This is a genomic window from Streptomyces sp. CS113 (assembly GCF_002188365.1).
Taxonomy (GTDB): domain Bacteria; phylum Actinomycetota; class Actinomycetes; order Streptomycetales; family Streptomycetaceae; genus Streptomyces; species Streptomyces tendae.
The window spans coordinates 6236794-6254678 of record NZ_KZ195574.1 but is presented as its reverse complement, the minus strand read 5'-3'; the positions used below and the strand labels follow the sequence as shown (position 1 = coordinate 6254678).

The 17885-nt window shown below is 72.9% G+C and carries 19 protein-coding genes; 13 read left to right on the top strand and 6 right to left on the bottom strand.

The window, feature by feature from the left end:
* Positions 1-8 precede the first annotated feature (8 nt).
* Positions 9-1007, bottom strand: coding sequence for a peptidoglycan recognition protein family protein (locus B9W62_RS28050; protein WP_087809759.1), 999 nt, complete (start codon positions 1005-1007; stop codon positions 9-11).
* A gap of 109 nt (positions 1008-1116) precedes the next feature.
* Between B9W62_RS28050 and B9W62_RS28045 the strand changes: the two genes are divergently transcribed.
* Positions 1117-2301 carry a MarP family serine protease gene (locus tag B9W62_RS28045; RefSeq protein ID WP_087809758.1) on the top strand — a complete coding sequence of 395 codons (1185 nt, stop codon included), beginning with the start codon at positions 1117-1119 and terminating at the stop codon, positions 2299-2301.
* On the opposite strand, the gene B9W62_RS28040 is transcribed toward B9W62_RS28045, so the two are convergent.
* Positions 2291-2815, bottom strand: a complete 525-nt coding sequence (locus tag B9W62_RS28040; protein ID WP_179235709.1) for a GNAT family N-acetyltransferase — start codon at positions 2813-2815, stop codon at positions 2291-2293. The genes B9W62_RS28045 and B9W62_RS28040 overlap by 11 nt on opposite strands.
* A gap of 72 nt (positions 2816-2887) precedes the next feature.
* Here B9W62_RS28040 and B9W62_RS28035 point away from each other — a divergent pair, with 72 nt between their 5' ends.
* Both B9W62_RS28035 and B9W62_RS28030 read left to right on the top strand, forming a co-directional pair.
* A complete protein-coding gene (locus tag B9W62_RS28035; protein WP_087809756.1) occupies positions 2888-3832 on the top strand; it encodes a TIGR01777 family oxidoreductase in 945 nt (314 codons plus the stop codon).
* 308 nt (positions 3833-4140) lie between these two features.
* Positions 4141-5493 (top strand): NAD(P)/FAD-dependent oxidoreductase, encoded by a 1353-nt coding sequence (locus B9W62_RS28030; protein WP_087809755.1) that lies wholly within the window; start codon positions 4141-4143, stop codon positions 5491-5493.
* A gap of 131 nt (positions 5494-5624) precedes the next feature.
* Here the strand turns inward: B9W62_RS28030 and B9W62_RS28025 are convergent, their stop codons facing one another.
* Entirely contained in the window at positions 5625-7088 is a 1464-nt protein-coding gene (locus B9W62_RS28025) for an NsdA family TPR-like regulatory protein (protein WP_087809754.1), read from the bottom strand.
* A 235-nt stretch (positions 7089-7323) separates the two neighbouring features.
* On the opposite strand from B9W62_RS28025, the gene lipB reads away from it, so the two are divergent.
* From lipB to B9W62_RS28005, 4 genes are all read left to right on the top strand, one after another.
* Positions 7324-8121, top strand: a complete 798-nt coding sequence (gene lipB, locus B9W62_RS28020; protein WP_087809753.1) for a lipoyl(octanoyl) transferase LipB — start codon at positions 7324-7326, stop codon at positions 8119-8121.
* 156 nt (positions 8122-8277) lie between these two features.
* A complete protein-coding gene (gene lipA, locus B9W62_RS28015) occupies positions 8278-9231 on the top strand; it encodes a lipoyl synthase (RefSeq protein ID WP_087809752.1) in 954 nt (317 codons plus the stop codon).
* A 244-nt stretch (positions 9232-9475) separates the two neighbouring features.
* Positions 9476-9691 carry an SCO2195 family GlnR-regulated protein gene (locus tag B9W62_RS28010; RefSeq protein WP_087809751.1) on the top strand — a complete coding sequence of 72 codons (216 nt, stop codon included), beginning with the start codon at positions 9476-9478 and terminating at the stop codon, positions 9689-9691.
* An 81-nt stretch (positions 9692-9772) separates the two neighbouring features.
* Positions 9773-10477, top strand: coding sequence for a DUF4191 domain-containing protein (locus B9W62_RS28005; protein ID WP_087809750.1), 705 nt, complete (start codon positions 9773-9775; stop codon positions 10475-10477).
* Between the two features lie 107 nt (positions 10478-10584).
* Here B9W62_RS28005 and B9W62_RS28000 read toward each other — a convergent pair whose 3' ends face one another.
* Entirely contained in the window at positions 10585-11052 is a 468-nt protein-coding gene (locus tag B9W62_RS28000; protein WP_087809749.1) for an RDD family protein, read from the bottom strand.
* A 220-nt stretch (positions 11053-11272) separates the two neighbouring features.
* Between B9W62_RS28000 and glnA the strand changes: the two genes are divergently transcribed.
* Together glnA and B9W62_RS27990 are read left to right on the top strand one after the other, a co-directional pair.
* Positions 11273-12682: a type I glutamate--ammonia ligase gene (gene glnA, locus B9W62_RS27995; protein ID WP_003976617.1), complete on the top strand. Its 1410-nt coding sequence runs from the start codon at positions 11273-11275 to the stop codon at positions 12680-12682.
* A 181-nt stretch (positions 12683-12863) separates the two neighbouring features.
* The gene (locus B9W62_RS27990) at positions 12864-13124 is read left to right on the top strand and encodes an SCO2583/SCO2584 N-terminal domain-containing protein (RefSeq protein ID WP_179235708.1); all 261 of its coding nucleotides are present in this window, start codon (positions 12864-12866) and stop codon (positions 13122-13124) included.
* Between the two features lie 21 nt (positions 13125-13145).
* On the opposite strand, the gene B9W62_RS27985 is transcribed toward B9W62_RS27990, so the two are convergent.
* Positions 13146-13985 carry an NAD(P)H-binding protein gene (locus B9W62_RS27985; RefSeq protein ID WP_087809747.1) on the bottom strand — a complete coding sequence of 280 codons (840 nt, stop codon included), beginning with the start codon at positions 13983-13985 and terminating at the stop codon, positions 13146-13148.
* Positions 13986-14098: 113 nt separating this feature from the next.
* Here B9W62_RS27985 and B9W62_RS27980 point away from each other — a divergent pair, with 113 nt between their 5' ends.
* The 4 genes from B9W62_RS27980 to B9W62_RS27965 all read left to right on the top strand — a co-directional run bounded on the left by B9W62_RS27980 (position 14099) and on the right by B9W62_RS27965 (position 17345).
* A complete protein-coding gene (locus B9W62_RS27980) occupies positions 14099-14470 on the top strand; it encodes a winged helix-turn-helix transcriptional regulator (RefSeq protein WP_087809746.1) in 372 nt (123 codons plus the stop codon).
* A gap of 62 nt (positions 14471-14532) precedes the next feature.
* Positions 14533-15447 carry a zinc metalloprotease HtpX gene (gene htpX, locus B9W62_RS27975; protein ID WP_087812141.1) on the top strand — a complete coding sequence of 305 codons (915 nt, stop codon included), beginning with the start codon at positions 14533-14535 and terminating at the stop codon, positions 15445-15447.
* Positions 15448-15492: 45 nt separating this feature from the next.
* Positions 15493-16071 carry a PspA-associated protein PspAB gene (locus B9W62_RS27970; RefSeq protein WP_087809745.1) on the top strand — a complete coding sequence of 193 codons (579 nt, stop codon included), beginning with the start codon at positions 15493-15495 and terminating at the stop codon, positions 16069-16071.
* Between the two features lie 86 nt (positions 16072-16157).
* Positions 16158-17345: a winged helix DNA-binding domain-containing protein gene (locus B9W62_RS27965; RefSeq protein ID WP_087809744.1), complete on the top strand. Its 1188-nt coding sequence runs from the start codon at positions 16158-16160 to the stop codon at positions 17343-17345.
* Positions 17346-17437: 92 nt separating this feature from the next.
* On the opposite strand, the gene B9W62_RS27960 is transcribed toward B9W62_RS27965, so the two are convergent.
* The gene (locus tag B9W62_RS27960) at positions 17438-17752 is read right to left on the bottom strand and encodes a hypothetical protein (protein ID WP_087809743.1); all 315 of its coding nucleotides are present in this window, start codon (positions 17750-17752) and stop codon (positions 17438-17440) included.
* Between the last annotated feature and the right edge of the window lie 133 nt (positions 17753-17885).

The following is a 17885-nucleotide window of genomic DNA, read 5'->3' as shown; positions in this document are numbered from 1 at the left end:
CCGGACGGTCACACCCGCCCCTGGAGTCGCGCCGCCGTGTCCCTGATGTCACCGAGGCGCGCACTGAGCGCGGCCCCCGGGCAGCTCGTCGCGTAGCCGTCGTCGTGGCCCGCGACGGCGGGCAGCCTCGCGGTGGCGCCCGCGGCGAAGCGGCTGAGGCCGTTGCTGGAGACCAGGGCGACCTGCGCGTGCGGGTCGGTGCCGGTCTCGCCGAGCTTCCAGGCGGCCACGGCGGCGATCGCGTCGGTCAGTTCGTCGGGCACGGGCACCCCGGCGGTGTAGGTGCCGAGGGCGGCGATCCCGGTGGTGCGGTGGTTGAACCCCTGGGTGTGGGCGCCGGTGACGGGCCGGTCGATACCGCCCGCGCGGCCCTCGTAGACGGTGCCGCAGCGGTCGACGACGAAGTTGTAGCCGATGTCGTCCCAGTCCCGGGCGCCGGTCTGGCCCTGGTACACCCCGCGGAGTATGGCCGGCACGTCGGCGCAGTCGTAGCCGTTCGGCGTGTCCGTGTGGTGGACGAAGACGGCGACCACCTTGTCGTCGTAGCGCGGCGCGGGCTGGGCGCGGGCGGCGTCGCCCAGCCAGACCGACCGGGGCACGATGTCGGGCCGGGGCGCCGCGTACCGGTCGGCGGCGGCCGGGGCGGCGCCGGCGTCGGCGTCGGCCGCCCGCTCCACACCGTTCGCGCACAGGAAGAGCGCGGCGACGGCGGCCAGCCCCGGCAGGGCACCGAGCAGCGCCCGCACCGCGGTCGGCATCCGGAAGCCTCCGGAATCGCGCAGGCCACGGGAATCGCGCAGGCCACCGGAATCACGGACGCCACCGGCATCGCGGGCGGCGCCGGATATACGGTCGGGCCGCCCCTCCCGGGCCCGAGCCCGGCGCGGCCCTCGGAAGACTCGCATGGTCCCACTGTCCGGCGGATCCGCTCTGTCCGCGATGTGTGCTGTGCCACCCGGTGGAACCATCGTCCCGGTGCACGGCGTTTCAGGGTTGACCGCACACATTCGCTCGCACGGGTGGCCGCTTTTCGGACAGCCGTGCACCTCAGGCTGATCACCGGCCCGGTACAGCACGTACTGAGGGGTCCCGGGCTCCGGCAGAAAGGCGGTTCGCGTGGACCTGCTCGACATCGTGCTGGCGCTGGTGGTGCTGGCCTACGCGGCTTCCGGATACCGGCGCGGGCTGGTGGCCGGCTGTGTGTCGCTGGCCGGCTTCGTGGGCGGTGCGGCGCTCGGCGTGTGGGTCCTGCCGTGGGCGACGGACCTGGTGGAGCGGGGCTCGACGGCGGCGACGGCGGTCGCGGTGGTCACGGTGCTGCTGCCGGCGATGGTCGGCCACGAACTGGCGGGACGCCTCGCGCTGCGACTGCGCCGGGAACTGGACGCCGGCCCGCTGAGGGTCGCCGACGGGGTCGGCGGCGCGGTGGCCAACTCGGCGGCGGCGCTGATCGTGGCGTGGGTGGCGGCGAGCGTGCTCGCGGCCTCCTCGTCCTCGCTCCTCACCTCGGCGATCCGGGACTCGTCGCTGCTGGGCGCGGTGCAGCGGGTGATGCCGGACGCCACCCCGGCGTGGTTCTCGGGGGCGACGTCCGCACTGGCCGACGCCGGGTTCCCGCAGGTCTTCAACCCGTTCGAGAACGAGTCGGCCGCCGAGGTCGCCGAGCCCTCCGGCGACAGCGTCACGCCCGCGGCCACCCGCGCGGCCCAGCTCAGCACGGTGAAGGTGGAGGGCGTGAGCGGCACCCAGGGCCGGGAGGGCAGCGGCTTCGTGTACGCGCCGGAGCACGTGATGACCAACGCCCACGTGGTGGCCGGCATCGACGCCCCGACCGTGCGGATCGGCGGCGTGGGCCCGGCGTACGAGGCGCGGGTGGTGCTGTTCGACCCGGACAAGGACGTGGCCGTGCTGTACGTCCCGGACCTCGAGGCGCCGGTGCTGCGGTTCGACGAGGACGCCGCGCGGGGCGACGCCGCGGTGGTGGCGGGCTATCCGCAGAACGGCGACCTGGATCTGCGGGCGGCGACGGTGGCCAACCGGATCCGCGCCACCGGCCAGAACATCTACAACGACGAGAACGTCACCCGGGAGATCTACTCGGTCCGCTCCACGGTCCGCCCCGGCAACTCGGGCGGACCGCTGCTGACCACCGACGGCCGGGTCTACGGCGTGGTGTTCGCCCGTTCCACCTCCGACGCGCAGACCGGCTACGTGCTGACGGCGGCGGAGGTGGCTCCCGAGGCACGCGAGGCGGCGGACGCCACACTGGCGGTGGACACGGGCGAGCCGGTCACGTCGTGAGCGCGGCCTCGGCCCGGCCGTCCGGACCGGTCAGCATCTGCCCCATCAGCACGTCGTCGACGTACTGCCCGTCGAGGTGGAACTCCTCCGGCTGTACGCCCTCGATCACGAAGCCCTCCGACTCGTAGAGCTTGCGTGCGGCCGTGTTGTGCCCGAGGACCCGCAGTGTGATGCGGCGGAAGCCCTCGTCCCGGGCCTCCTGCACGGCGGCCCGGACCAGTGCCCGCCCCACGCCGTGGCCGCGGGCCGCACCGGCGACGGCGAGGCCGCGGATCTGGCGGACGTGGGTGTTGGAGTCCAACGGGGTGGGGAAGCCGAGGCGGACGTAGCCGACGACGGCGCCGTCGAGTTCGGCGACCAGGTGGGCCTCGGGCCCGCAGGTGTCACTGAAGAAGGGGTCGTCCGGTTCCGGCGGGGGCGAGACGGCGTGCAGGTAGGACCAGGTCTCAAGGTCGATCCGGCGCAGCGGCTGCTCGTCTTCGGACCTGGCGCGGCGTATGTGCGGGGCTGGCATGACGGTCACTGTACGACGCGGTGACGCAGACCGTTCCATGGTTTTCTCCCGGCCACCCGGCAGGATGGGCCCATGGACGACGGACGCGTGAACGGCGGGCACATGGACGGACGCACCGGCAGGGCCCCTTCCCGCATCGCGGTGGCCGGCGCGTCCGGTCTGATCGGCGGTGCGCTGGCACGGTCGCTGACGGCGGACGGGTACCAGGTGGTACGCCTGGTGCGGCGCGCGCCCGAGGGCGCGGACGAGGTGCGGTGGGACCCCGAGAACGGGCGGGTGGACGCGGCCGGGCTGGAGGGCTGCGACGCGGTGGTCAATCTGGCCGGGGCCGGGGTGGGCGACCGCCGCTGGACCGACGCGTACAAGACCCGTATCCGCAGCAGCCGGGTGCACGGCACGACGGCGCTCGCGGAGGCCGTCGCGGCGATGGAGCGGCCGCCGCGGGTCTTCGTGAACGGCAGCGCGATGGGCTACTACGGGGAGACCGGCGACCATCCCGTGGACGAGAGCGCACCGCCCGGCGAGGGTTTCCTGCCGGGCCTGTGCGTGGAGTGGGAGGCCGCGGCGGCCCCGGCGCAGGAGGCGGGCGTACGGACGGTGTTCACCCGCACCGGGCTGGTCGTCGCGCGCGGGGGCGGCGCCTGGGGGCGGCTCTTCCCGCTCTTCCGGGCGGGGCTCGGCGGACGGCTGGGCGACGGATCGCAGTACTGGTCCTTCGTCGCGCTGCACGACGAGGTGGCGGCCGTCCGGCACCTCATGGACCGGGACGACCTGTCCGGCCCCTTCAACCTGACCGCCCCGCGGCCGGTGACGAACCGTGAGGTCACGGTCGCCATGGGCCGGGTGCTGCACCGGCCGGCGCCGTTCCCGGTGCCCGCGCCGGTCCTGCGGGCGGTGCTCGGCGAGATGGCGGGCGACGTCCTCGGCAGCGCCCGGGTCCTGCCGGCCCGCCTCCTGGAGTCGGGCTTCCGCTTCGCGTTCCCGGAGATCGACGGAGCGATCCGGGCGGCGCTGTAGGCACGCCCGGCACCCGCCACCCCGCACCCGGCACCCGGCACCCGGCACCGACCGCATACCGACCGAGCCCGACCGGGCACCGATCGAGCACAACCTGACGCGGCGACCGAACCCGACCGGGTACGACCGGGCACCGACCACAAGATGACCGCACCCCTCCCCCATGCGACCGCCGTGCGACCGTGTGCTTCCTCCGCGCGACTCCCGTTGACCGTTTCGGGCCCTAACCTCGTCTCGAACTCGGGTATTCCTCAAGCCTGTTGGGGGCATGACGTCTCCAGCGGCCGCGCAACCTCGAGGAGGGGCACGTGCTTGAGCCCGCGTACCAGGCGGACGTCGTCGTCGTGGGAGCCGGGATCGCCGGACTCGCCGCGGCGCAGCGACTGACCAGCGCAGGAGTGACGACCACGGTCCTGGAGGCCGCGCATACGGTGGGCGGCCGGATGGCCACCGAGAAGGTCGACGGTTTCCGGCTCGACAGAATCGGACAGCTGCTGTCCACGGCGTATCCCGAACTGCGCCGCACCCCCGGGCTCGACGGCCTCGCGCTGCTGCCCTTCACCCCCGGGGTCCTGCTGCACAGCGAGGGCCGCCACCACCGCGCGGGCGCCCCGGCGGGCGTACGGAGCGCACGGGGCGCACTCCATGCGGTGCGCGCCCTGGCGAGCGCCCCCCGCGCGATGCCCGCGCCCCGCGCCCGCGCCGGGGCCCCGCTCGGCACCGCCGTGGACCAGGCCCGGCTCGGTGCCGCGCTGGCCCGGCTCGCGCACACTCCGGCCGAACGGCTGCTGGCCCGGCCGGAGCTGCCCGCCGCCCGCGCGCTGGCGGCCCGCGGGCTGCCGGCCCGTACGATCGACGGCTTTCTGCGTCCGCTGCTCGCCGCGCTGCTGTACGACCCGGACCTCACGACGTCCAGCCGGTGCGCGGACCTCGCGCTGCGCGCCTTCGCCGGCGGGCGGCTCGCGCTGCCGGAGGGCGGCGCCGAGTCCCTGCCGGAGCACCTGGCGCGCTCGCTGCCGCCGGGCACCGTGCACACCGGGGTCCGCGTCACCTCGGTCGCGACCAACGCCGTGACCACCGCGGAGCACGGGGTCGTCCGCTGCCGGGCCGTCCTGGTGGCGACCGACGCCCGCGCGGCGGCCGAGCTGCTGCCGGGCCTGCGGGTGCCGGACTTCCACCCGGTGACGGTGGTCCACCACACGACCGACGAGCCGACGACCACCGGCGCGGCCCTGCTGCTCGACGCCGACCGGGGCGGCCCGGTCGCCCACACGGCGCAGATCAGCCAGGTGGATCCGTCCCGTGCGCCCGCCGGACGCACCCTCGTCTCCTCGACGGTCCTCGGCCCTCCCCCGTCCGGCCTCGACGCCGCCGTACGCATCCACCTCGCCCGCCTCTACGGCACCCCGACCGACCGCTGGGAGACCCTCGCCGTGCACCACACGCCCGAGGCGGTGCCCGCGATGCGCCCGCCGCACGATCCGCGCAGGCCGGTACGGCTGCTGGCCGGGCTGTACGTGTGCGGCGACCACCGCGACACCAGCACCGCCCAGGGCGCGCTGCACTCGGGCCACCGGGCCTCGGCGGCGATCCTGACCGACCTGGGCGCGGGCCGTCCGATGCACACGGCGGAGCCGACGGCGACGGCCCACGCGGCCTAGGAGGTGTCGTTCGGCTCCTGCCGTTCGGCTCGTGCCGTTCGACTCGTGCCGGGTCGCGGGGGCTGCCCCAAGGAGCCGTCGCCCGGAGCCGTCCTGATCCAGACGACACCCCTTGGGGCCGGGGAACGGGGCTACCCCAGGGCGGCCACCTTGTCCCGGTACCCCCGGACCGGGGCGGCGTCCCGGTAGGGCTCCAGACGGCGTTCGAAGTCGCGGACGTACTCCGCGGCGCGCACCGAGCGCATCTCGGCCGCCTGCCCCGCCGCCTCGGCGGCCAGCTGGCAGGCCTGGTCGAGCTCGCCGAGGCCGAGCCGGGCGGTGGCGAGGACGATCCGGCAGAACAGCCGGCTGCGGGCGTAGACGGGGGCGCGCAGTTGCAGCGAGCGTTCCGCGTGCTGGGCGGCGGCGCGGAACTGCTGCAAATCGCGGTGGCAGTGCCCGAACTCGTCGGCGAGCTGCGCCTCGTCGAAGAAGCGCGCCCAGTGCGGCACCTCGTCCCCGGGCCGGGCGGCCTCCATCGCGCGCTCCGCCCGCACCAGCGCCGCCGTGCACGCCCGTACCTCCCCGAGGACGCCGTGCGCCCGCGCCTCGGCGGCGTGCAGCAGGGTCTGCACGACCGGCGGCGCGGAGGTCCCCACGCCCTGCTGCGCCACCCTGGCGAGCTGCACGGCCTCCCGCCCGTGGCCCAGGTAGACGGCCTGCCGGCTCATGGTGACCAGCACGTACGAGCCGTACGCCCGGTCCGCCGCCGCCTGCGACAGCCGCAGCGCCTGCACGAAGTACCGCTGGGCGAGACCGTGCGCGGCGATGTCGTACGAGGTCCAGCCCGCGAGCCGGGTGAGGTCGGCGGCGGCCGCGAAGAGGCGCCGGCCGGTCTGCTCGCCGTAGGTGCCGCGGAGCATCGGCTCCAGCTCGTGCTCCAGGTAGCGCACCAGGGCCTGGCGGGCGTGTCCGCCGCCGTACCGGTCGTCGAGGCTGCGGAACAGCTCGCCGACCGAGCGCAGCGCGGCGAGGTCGCCACCGCTGACTTTCTGGCCGGGGCCGCGCTCGGCGGCGGGGCGGCGCCTGGCCGGGTCGAGCGGGACGGCGAGCCTGGGGCCCGCGGGGCGGCCCTGCGCGGGGATGCGGACGGGCACCTCGGTGCGGGCCACCTTCTCGTCGGCGCGGCCGATCAGCCAGTCGCGGCTGGGCACGACGAGCCCGGCCGGGGTGAAGGCGATCTTCCGCAGCTCGGCGTGGCTGCCGGAGTCCTTGCGCCACAGCCCGCCGACGATGTCGACCGCCTCCTCCGGGCTCCCGGCGAACTCCAGGCCCGCGTAGACGGGCGCGCAGGCGTCCAGGCCGAGGTCCTGGGCGGTCAGGCGGCGGCCCAGGCGCCGGGTGAAGACCTCGGCGATCAGGGCCGGGGTGGTGCCGCGGGGCTGCTGGCCGCGCAGCCACCGGGTGACGGAGGTCTTGTCGTATCTCAGGTCCAGGCCGTGTTCGAGTCCGAGCTGGTCGACGCGACGCGCGAGACCCGCGTTCGAGAACCCCGCTTCGGCGATGAGCGCGGCGAGCTGGCGGTTGGGGGTGCGCTGCGCGGGTCGTTCCGTCATGGTGCGGTGCGGTCTCCTGCCTTCCGGGCGTTCGAAGTGCCCGGAGCGCCTGTGAGCAGCCCTTATGGCCTCGTGAACGGCGTGAATGTAGCGGAGAGTAAGCACCCGATCGCACAATTCGCCCAGCATTCATCCGATCGTGTGAGGATTGCCCGCTCCGCTGACGACGGGCGGGCGGTCGTACAGTGGCGTGGGCACGCTTCGTGCCTTACGACCTTGCAGGGAGGCACGTGCCGTGAGTGAGCTGCGCTTCGTCCGGATGGGGTTCGGTGCCGAACGCGTCGAGTACCAGGAGGCGTGGGACGAACAGCGCCGGGTGCACGCCGCCCGGTTCGCCGACGAGGTCCCCGACACCGTGCTGCTCCTCGAACACCCGCCGGTCTACACCGCCGGCCGGCGCACCGAGGACAGCGAGCGTCCGCTGGACGGCACCCCGGTGATCGACGTGGACCGCGGCGGCAAGATCACCTGGCACGGCCCGGGCCAGCTGGTCGGCTACCCCATCCAGAAGCTCCCGCGCCCGGTCGACGTGGTGGCCCACGTCCGCCGCCTGGAGGAGGCCCTGATCCGTACCTGCGCGGAGTTCGGGCTGGAGACCAGCCGGGTCGAGGGCCGCAGCGGCGTCTGGGTCCTCGGCGACCCGGTCGAGCAGCGCCCGAAGCTCGGCGGCCTGTCCCTGGACTTCGACCCGCGGCTGACGGACGAGGAGTTCGACCCGCGCCTCAACGGCCCCGACTACGCCCCGTCCAACGCCGGTCAGCGCCGCGAGGACCGCAAGATCGCCGCGATCGGCATCCGGGTCGCCAAGGGCGTCACGATGCACGGCTTCGCGCTGAACGTGAACCCCGACAACAAGTGGTTCGACAAGATCATCCCCTGCGGCATCCGCGACGCGGGAGTCGCCTCCCTGGCGAACGAACTCGGCCGCGACGTGACCATCGAGGAGGTCCTCCCGGTGGCCGAACGCCATCTGCGGGACGTCCTGGAGAACGCGGAGCTGAAGCCGAGGGTGATCGAGAAGACGCCGGCATAAATCCGGACCGTCCGGAGTTTGAACACGAGGCCCGTTCAGGGCCGCGGCGGGGGCCTGGGGGCGGCAGCCCGCAGCAGGGCCAGCACCAACGCCGACCAACAAATCAACGGGCGTACCCTGAAGAACGCCGAAGAATCAAACGCTAGGGAGCCGGTCGTGTCCGCAGTCGCACCCGACGGACGCAAGATGCTGCGCCTCGAGGTCCGCAACAGCCAGACCCCCATCGAGCGCAAGCCCGAGTGGATCAAGACCCGGGCGAAAATGGGCCCCGAGTACACCAAGATGCAGAACCTCGTGAAGAGCGAGGGCCTGCACACCGTCTGCCAGGAAGCCGGCTGTCCCAACATCTACGAGTGCTGGGAGGACCGCGAGGCGACCTTCCTCATCGGCGGCGACCAGTGCACCCGGCGCTGTGACTTCTGCCAGATCGACACCGGCAAGCCCGAGGCGCTCGACCGCGACGAGCCGCGCCGGGTCGGCGAGTCCGTGGTCACCATGGACCTGAACTACGCCACCATCACCGGCGTCGCCCGCGACGACCTCCCGGACGGCGGTGCCTGGCTGTACGCGGAGACCGTGCGCCAGATCCACCAGCAGACCGCCGACCGCGAGGCCGGCCGCACCAAGGTCGAGCTGCTGGCCCCCGACTTCAACGCGGTGCCCGAGCTGCTCCGCGAGGTCTTCGAGTCCCGCCCCGAGGTCTTCGCGCACAACGTCGAGACGGTCCCGCGGATCTTCAAGCGCATCCGCCCCGGCTTCCGCTACGAGCGCTCCCTGAAGGTCATCACCGACGCCCGCGATTTCGGCCTGGTCACCAAGTCGAACCTGATCCTCGGCATGGGCGAGACCCGCGAGGAGATCAGCGAGGCGCTGAAGCAGCTGCACGAGGCCGGCTGCGAGCTGATCACCATCACGCAGTACCTGCGCCCCTCCGTGCGCCACCACCCGGTGGAGCGCTGGGTCAAGCCGCAGGAGTTCGTGGAGCTCCAGCAGGAGGCCGAGCAGATCGGTTTCTCCGGCGTGATGTCGGGCCCGCTGGTCCGCTCGTCGTACCGGGCCGGACGGCTCTACGGCATGGCCATGGAGCAGCGCCGCTCCGCCACCGTGTGAATTCCCGCACAAGTCACTACTGGCCAGTAATGGCCGAGATGCCGCGGCTCCGACCGTCCTCGCTGATGAGGACACCGGTCGGGGCCGCGCGCCCGTTCCGGGACCCGGCAACGCGCATTCATGTGCGTTTGACCGGCGGGTCACGCCCTGGTAACACCAATCAGTGACCCTGGAATCACAGCACGTACACCACCGCGTACACCCGTCTCCGCACCCGGAGCCGTACCGAGGGGGGACCTCCACGATGCAGGCCGCGCCCGCCCGTGCCACCACCGTCCGCGCCACCGCCATCCCGTCGTTCACCACCGCCCTGCGGGCCGTCGAGTCGCTGCTGATGAGCGGCGGCCAGCGCACCGCCCGGCGCAACGCGTGGAACTCCGTCCTCGAGGACCGCCGCCGCGCCAAGGACCGGATCGAGACGGAGCGCGCGCTGCGGCAGTCCGTCGCCGGCCGCCCCTGAGCCCGTCCCCGGCCCTCCCGCCTCCCCGCCCGCCGGGCACTGCCGTCGTCGGCGCTTTCGGGGGCACGTAGACTTCGTGCCATGGCGAGGAAGGAACCTGCAGCGGACGCTGCGAATCCCGGGCGACTGAAGCAGATCGCTCTGACTTACAAGATGACCCGCAAGGCCGACAAGAAGATCGGTCTTGTGCTCGCGGGTGTCGGCATCGTCGTCTTCGGTGTCCTCCTCGCGATCGGTTTCTTGATCGGTCACCCCATCTATCTCGGCATCCTGGGCGTGCTGCTCGCCTTCCTCGCGACGGCGATCGTCTTCGGGCGCCGGGCCGAGCGGGCGGCCTTCGGTCAGATGGAGGGACAGCCGGGCGCGGCGGCGGCCGTACTGGACAACATCGGCCGGGGCTGGACGACGACCCCCGCGGTGGCGATGAACCGCAACCAGGACGTCGTGCACCGCGCGGTCGGCAAGGCCGGCATCGTGCTGGTCGCGGAGGGCAACCCGAACCGGGTCAAGTCCCTGCTGGCGGCCGAGAAGAAGAAGATGAACCGCATCGTCGCCGACGTCCCCGTGCACGACCTGCTCGTGGGCACCGGCGAGGGCCAGGTCGAGCTGAAGAAGCTGCGCACGACCATGCTCAAGCTCCCCCGCGTCCTCAGCGGTCCGCAGGTCACCGTGACCAACGACCGGCTGCGCGCCCTGGGCGACCTGATGAGCAACATGCCGCTGCCGAAGGGCCCGATGCCCAAGGGCATGCGGATGCCCCGCGGCGGCAACCCCAAGCAGCGCTGACCCGCAGGACTCCACAACGCCGGTACGGCGAGGGGGCGGCCCGATCACTCGGGCCGCCCCCTCGCCGTTCGGCGTCGTACCGCGCCGGGCGTGCGGCGCGCGGCGGGTCAGATGCGGACTTCCACCGTGCGCGCCAGCCGGTCGTGCAGGCCCCGGCCGTCGCGGTCCCAGATCAGCGCCGGGAGGGCGAGGCACAGCAGGACCGAGCGGAGCAGGGCGCGCAGCGGGCTGGGGCGGCCGGTGGCGAGGTCCACCACGCGCAGGCCCAGCAGTCGCTTGCCCGGGGTGAAACCGACCGTGCCGACGGTCAGCACGCTCAGCACGAAGAAGATCAGCAGCGCCCAGTTGCTCGCCGTCTGCCCGTAGCTGCCCGTGATCAGGCCGTATGCGATCAGGGAGCACAGGGCCCAGTCGACGGCCAGCGCGGCGAGCCGCCTGCCCGGGCGGGCGATCGAACCCGGTCCCTCCTCGGGCAGGCCGAGCTGCTCGCCGCGGTGTCCGAAGTCGGCGCCGGCCTCTTCCACGGCCGCGCGGGGGCCGGAGAGCCACGATCCGATTGCTTGCCTGTTGTCCACCCGAACACGGTACTGCGCCCGTATACGTACCGGGAACGGCGGGGTGTGCGGGCCCCCGATCCGGCCTAGGCTGGGCAGGGAGCCGGTTAACTTCTGCGAAACAAATGGGTCACGCCCGAGAAATCACCCGTCCCTAGGGTCGACGCAGCGTGTGCCACCCGCACTGGCCGCACGAACGATCTACCAACCCGGCAGGACGGTCGGGAGTAGGAGGAGCTGGATGTTCCAGAACGCCGACGACGTCAAGAAGTTCATCGCGGACGAGGACGTCAAGTTCGTCGATGTCCGGTTCTGCGACCTGCCGGGCGTCATGCAGCACTTCACGCTGCCCGCCACGGCGTTCGACCCCGACGCCGAGCAGGCCTTCGACGGGTCCTCGATCCGCGGCTTCCAGGCCATCCACGAGTCGGACATGTCCCTGCGCCCCGACCTGTCCACCGCGCGCGTCGACCCGTTCCGCCGGGACAAGACGCTCAACATCAACTTCTTCATCCACGACCCGATCACGGGCGAGCAGTACTCCCGCGACCCGCGGAACGTGGCGAAGAAGGCCGAGGCGTACCTGGCCTCCACGGGCATCGCCGACACGGCGTTCTTCGGCCCCGAGGCGGAGTTCTACGTCTTCGACTCCGTCCGCTTCGCCACCCGCGAGAACGAGTCCTTCTACCACATCGACTCCGAGGCCGGCGCCTGGAACACCGGTGCGCTGGAGGACAACCGCGGTTACAAGGTCCGCTACAAGGGCGGCTACTTCCCGGTCCCGCCGGTCGACCACTTCGCCGACCTGCGCGCCGAGATCTCCCTGGAGCTGGAGCGGTCCGGCCTCCAGGTCGAGCGCCAGCACCACGAGGTGGGCACGGCCGGCCAGGCGGAGATCAACTACAAGTTCAACACGCTGCTCGCGGCCGCGGACGACCTCCAGCTCTTCAAGTACATCGTGAAGAACGTGGCCTGGAAGAACGGCAAGACGGCGACCTTCATGCCGAAGCCAATCTTCGGTGACAACGGCTCGGGCATGCACGTCCACCAGTCCCTGTGGTCGGGCGGCGAGCCGCTCTTCTACGACGAGCAGGGCTACGCCGGCCTGTCGGACACCGCCCGCTACTACATCGGCGGCATCCTCAAGCACGCCCCGTCGCTGCTGGCCTTCACCAACCCGACGGTGAACTCCTACCACCGCCTGGTGCCGGGCTTCGAGGCTCCGGTGAACCTGGTGTACTCGCAGCGCAACCGCTCCGCCGCGATGCGCATCCCGATCACGGGCTCGAACCCGAAGGCCAAGCGCGTCGAGTTCCGCGCCCCGGACGCCTCCGGCAACCCGTACCTGGCGTTCTCGGCGCTGCTGCTCGCGGGCCTGGACGGCATCAAGAACAAGATCGAGCCGGCCGAGCCGATCGACAAGGACCTCTACGAGCTGGCTCCCGAGGAGCACGCGAACGTGGCGCAGGTCCCGACCTCGCTGGGCGCGGTCCTGGACCGCCTGGAGGCCGACCACGAGTTCCTGCTCCAGGGTGACGTCTTCACGCCGGACCTGATCGAGACGTGGATCGACTTCAAGCGCGCCAACGAGATCGCGCCGCTGCAACTGCGTCCGCACCCGCACGAGTTCGAGATGTACTTCGACGTGTGATCGGCCCGTCGACCGGCGAACCCACCGGCTGACCGGCGCCCCCGTCCCCGTTTCCCGGGGGCGGGGGCGCTGTCGTGGGTGGCCGAAAACCCTTCACAGGGTGGGCGCGGGCCGGAATCATGTCCACTGACACGGTTGTTCGAGTCGGATGGACGTCGGGGGGACGGGGAGAGTGCCGGAGATGCCGGAGCGTGACGACGAGGAGCGCGAGTACGACCTGAGGTGGGCGGACGGCGCCGCGCACAAGGAGCCGTCGGCGCGGGCCCGGATGCTCGCCGCGCGCTGGAAGGAGAACCCTCCCGGCCCGGTCCCCTTCCGCGCCGACCCCGACCACCGGGGCTCCGGGCGCCGGTCGTCGTGGGTGTCCACCGTCGTGGTCCTCGGCTGTGTCGCCGCGGTGATCGTGCTGCTCGGCTACGTCAACTTCCGGGCGCCGTACTAGTACCGCCCGCCACCACCGCTCTCAGCGGAAGGCGGTGGCGTTGCGGGCGGCCCAGTCGGCGAAGGGGCGCGGGGCGCGGCCGAGGACGCGTTCGACGTCCGGGCTGACGCGCTGCTCGGCCGGGCTCGGGTTGCCGAGGATGTCCAGGGTGTCGTCGGCGAGTTCCGCCGGCATGCTGCGGGCCATCGCGGCCCTGGCCTCCTCGCGGGTCAGCTCCTGGAAGGCCACGGGCGAGCCGAGCGCTGTTGCGAGGGCCTCCGTCTGCCCGCGCGGCGTGATCGCCTCCGGGCCGGTCAGCTCGTACGCGCCGCCGGTGTACCGGTCCTCCAGCAGGCAGGCCGCCGCCACCGCCGCGATGTCGGCCGGGTCGATCACCGGCACCCCGACGTCGCCGAAGGGCGCCGCGACGAGCCGTCGCTCGCGGACGGACTCGGCCCACCACAGGGCGTTGGAGGCGAAGCCGCCCGGCCGCAGCACGGCCCACTCCAGGCCGGACTCCCGCACCGTGTCCTCCAGCGCGCGCATCGCGATCCGCGTCGCCCCGAAGGGCCTGGTCACCACGCCGAGCGTGGAGAGCAGGACGATGCGGCGGACCCCGCTGTCCACGGCCTCGCCGACGATGTCGGCGGGGTGGGCGCCGAGGGCGTGCAGATCGCCGGAGAGCAGCAGGAACAGCGACTTCGCCCCGGCCAGCGCGGGCCGCAGCCCGGCCGGCTCGGCGAGGTCGGCCACCCGGTGGCGGACGCCGTCCGGTACCGCCGCCGGGTGCCGGGACACCGCCGTCACCTGCTCGCCCGCCTCCGCCAGCGCCCGCGTCAGCGGCCGGCCGATGTTCCCGGTCGCCCCGGTCACCACGATCATGATCAGCTCCTTGTCGGTTGTGCTCGGACGTGCTCGGACGTGCTCCGAGGGCGCTCACGCTAGGAGCGGCGGCTAACTTCTGGTAAGGGCATACCTGGAGGTAAGCTCATGACATGACGGAAGGCGTGCAGCGCAGACGGGTCGAGACCGGCGAGCGGTATGACGTGTTTCACACCGACTGCCTGGCGCGGGACGTGGTCGACCACGTGACCAGCAGGTGGGGCGTCTGGGTGCTGATCTCCCTGCGGCGCAACGACCTCCGGTTCTACGAGCTGCGCGAGAGCATCCAGGGCATCAGCGAGAAGATGCTGGCCCAGACCCTGCGCGCGCTGGTCGAGGACGGCCTGGTCTGGCGGGAGGTCGAGCCGACGACGCCGCCGCGGGTCACGTACGGGCTGACCGGGTTCGGCCGGGACGTCGGCGAGCCGCTGACGGAGCTGTTCGACCGGATCACCCGGCGGCTGTCGGCGCCCGATCCCGGCTGACCTCCGGGGCGCCGGGTGCACACTGGACAGCGGGACGAGTGCCCGACTGCGAGGTGGTGCAGATGCAGAGCCGCTTCCGGAGCGACCGGCGGTTGACCGTGCGGATGGGGATCACGCTGTTCCTGCTCGGCCTGTTGTACGTGGGGTTCGTCGCCGCGCTGATCGCGCTGCTGAAGTCCTGGGTCCTGGTCGTGGTGATCGTGGCGCTGGTGTCCGGGGCGCAGTACTGGTTCTCCGACCGGATCGCGCTGTTCGCCATGCGCGGCCGGATCGTGGAGCGGGACGAGTATCCGGAGCTGCACGGGGTGGTGGACCGGCTGGCGGCGATGGCCGACATGCCGAAGCCGGTGGTCGCGGTGTCGGAGATGGAGATGCCCAACGCCTTCGCCACCGGCCGCAATCCGGACAACGCAGTGGTCTGCGTCACCACCGGGCTGTTGCGGCGGCTGGAGCCCGCGGAGCTGGAGGGGGTGCTGGCGCACGAGTTGTCGCACGTCGCGCACAAGGACGTCGCGGTGATCACGGTGGCGTCGTTCCTCGGTGTGATCGCCGGGCTGATCGTGCGGTTCGCCTTCTACTCCCAGCTCTTCGGCGGGCGGCGGGACCAGAACACGATGGCGGTCCTGGCCGTGGTGATGGGCGTCTCGGCGGCCGTGTACGCGCTCAGCTTCCTGCTGATCCGGGCCCTGTCCCGGTACCGGGAGCTGGCGGCCGACCGGGCCGCGGCCCTGCTCACCGGGCGTCCCTCGGCCCTGGCGGCGGCGCTCACCAAGGTCACCGGCGACATCGCCCGCATCCCGACCAAGGACCTGCGCACCGCCCAGGCATTCAACGCCTTCTACTTCACCCCGGCCTTCGGCAGCGAGCCCGGCCTCGGCCGGTTCTTCGCCACCCACCCGAGCCTGGAGCAGCGGCTCGACCAGCTGGGCCGGATCTCCGCCGAACTGGGTGAGGCGACGGCCCCCGGCAGGGCCTGAGGCACGGCACGTCACGGGACGTCGCGGGAAGGCGGGCGCACGGGCATGAGACTGCTGGACATCCTGCTCGGCAGGTCCCGGGCCGTGGGCCCCGATCTGGACCGGCTGTTCGCGCTGCCCTCGGCGGCGGTGGGCCTGGAGGCCGCGGCCGGGTTCCGGCCGACCGGGCAGGGGGCGGTGTGCTTCGCGACGGTCGAGGGGGCCGCCTTCGAGCGCACGCACCGCGAGATCCGCGCCCTGCTGGACGCGGACGCGGGCCGGACCCCGGTGGAGCTGACCCACGACTCCTACGGCTACTCCTGGCTCGTCTCGCATCGCTCCCCGGCGGAGCTGCCGGTGCTGGTGAACGACCTGCACGCGGTGAACAGCACCCTGGAGGCGGCCGGTTTCGGCCCGCGGCTGCTGTGCTCCCTGGCCGGATTCGCGGCCGACGACGGGCGGCGGCTCGCCCTCGTCTACCTCTACAAGCGCGGCACCTTCTACCCCTTCGCGCCCCTGCCCGGCGGGCGGCAGCAGCGGGACAACGCGCTGGAGCTGCGGATACGGGCGGCGCTCGCCGACGAGCTGCCGGTGGAGGGCGACCTGGGCCGCTGGTTCCCGGTGTGGGGAGCGCCCGGCCTCTGAGCGCCGGGCGCCGCCGCCTGTCAGTGGGACCGGGCACGATGTCCGTACCGAGGACGCTACGGACGTGACGACGGGCGGAGGGCCCCATGCATGACGGCGGACGACGGCACATCGCAACGGCCGAGCGGCGACACCGGCTGGCGCTGCGGCACCGGCTGGCGGGGGCCGCGCGGGCGGGGAGCCCGGAGGAGGTCGCCGGATCGATGGTGGCGCTGCACGGCACGGATCCGGCGGCGGTGCACCTGGCCGTGGGCGCGCGGCTGGCGGACGCGGCGAAGACCGTGGGCGAGACGGAGCGGGCGCTGTACGAGGACGGGGCGCTGGTCCGGATGCACGGCATGCGGCACACGGTGTTCGTGTTCCCCACCGAGCTGACGGCGGTCGTGCACGCCTCCACCGGCCGCACCGTCGCCGCCCGGGAGCGGGCCAGACTGCTCAAGAACATGGCGGAGGCCGGGGCGCCGGACGCCGCCTGGCTGACCGAGGTGGAGGAGTCCGCACTGGCCGCGCTGGCCCGGCGCGGCCAGGCCACGGCGGCCGAACTGGCCCGCGACGAGCCGCGGCTCAAGGAGCAGTACGTCTACGCGGCCGGGAAGAGCTACGAGGGGGTGCACACCGTCTCCACCCAGCTGCTGAGGGTGCTGGGCGTGGAGGGCAAGGTGGTGCGGGGGCGGCCGCTGGGCTCGTGGACGTCCAGCCAGTTCCGCTGGGCACCGGCGCCGGAGCATCCCGAGCTGGACCAGGGCGGGGCCCAGGCCGAGCTGTTGCGCCGGTGGCTGACGGCGTGCGGTCCGGCGACCGAGGACGACCTCAAGTGGTGGACCGGGTGGCGGGTGACGGAGGTGCGCCGCGCGCTGACCGCGATCGGCGCGGAGGCCGTCTCGCTGGACGAGGGCACGGGGTACGTCGTCTCCGGTGACACCGGCCCGGTCGCCCCGCCCGCAGAGCCGTGGGCGGCACTGCTGCCCGCGCTGGATCCCACCGCGATGGGCTGGCAGCTAAGGGACTGGTACCTCGCCCCCGAGCTGCGGCCGCAGCTCTTCGACCGCAGCGGCAACGTCGGACCGACGGTGTGGTGGAACGGCCGCGTGGTCGGCGGCTGGGCCCAGCGCGCCGACGGCGAGATCGTCCGGCGGATCCTGGACGGTGACGGCATCGGCCGCGAGGCGGAGAGCGCGATCGCGGCCGAGGCGGAGCGTCTGGCGTCCTGGGTGGGCACGGCCCGGATCACCCCCCGCTTCCGGACACCGCTGGAGAAGGAGTTGTCGGCGTAGGGCCGCATCCCGCGCCGGTCGGGTGCATCGGTCCCCGGGAGCGGCGACACGCGCGCCGGGCGCCGTGACGGACACGGCACCCGGCGCCCACGTCACCGCGAGTACCGCATCAACGCCCGCACCATGTGGCACGTCGTGTCCGACGGCGGGTGGATCCCGATGGTCAGCGCGGCGCTCCGTATCCTCTCGTTGCGCGCCTGGTCGGGCAGGTAGACGCCGGAGTCGAGCAGGGCGATGGCGAGGCGCATCGCCTTGAGCCGGCGGTTGTGCGTCACGTACCACTCGCGCGGACGGCCCGCCGGCAGCGGACGCTTCTCCACGGGTGCGTACGGCAGGTCGAGCAGGACGGGCCGCTTGGCGGTGGACTGGGTGGGCAACGGCTTCGGCTTCAGTGCGGCAGCGGGCACAGGCATCCTCCTGTCGCGGTGGGGGCGCCGTCCGGACCTCCCGGCGACACCCTCGAACACTGCTTCTATTTTACCGCCCACCACTGACAAAAGCCCCTGCCCACAAGGCCTTTCGGGGTCGCTGTGACCCACG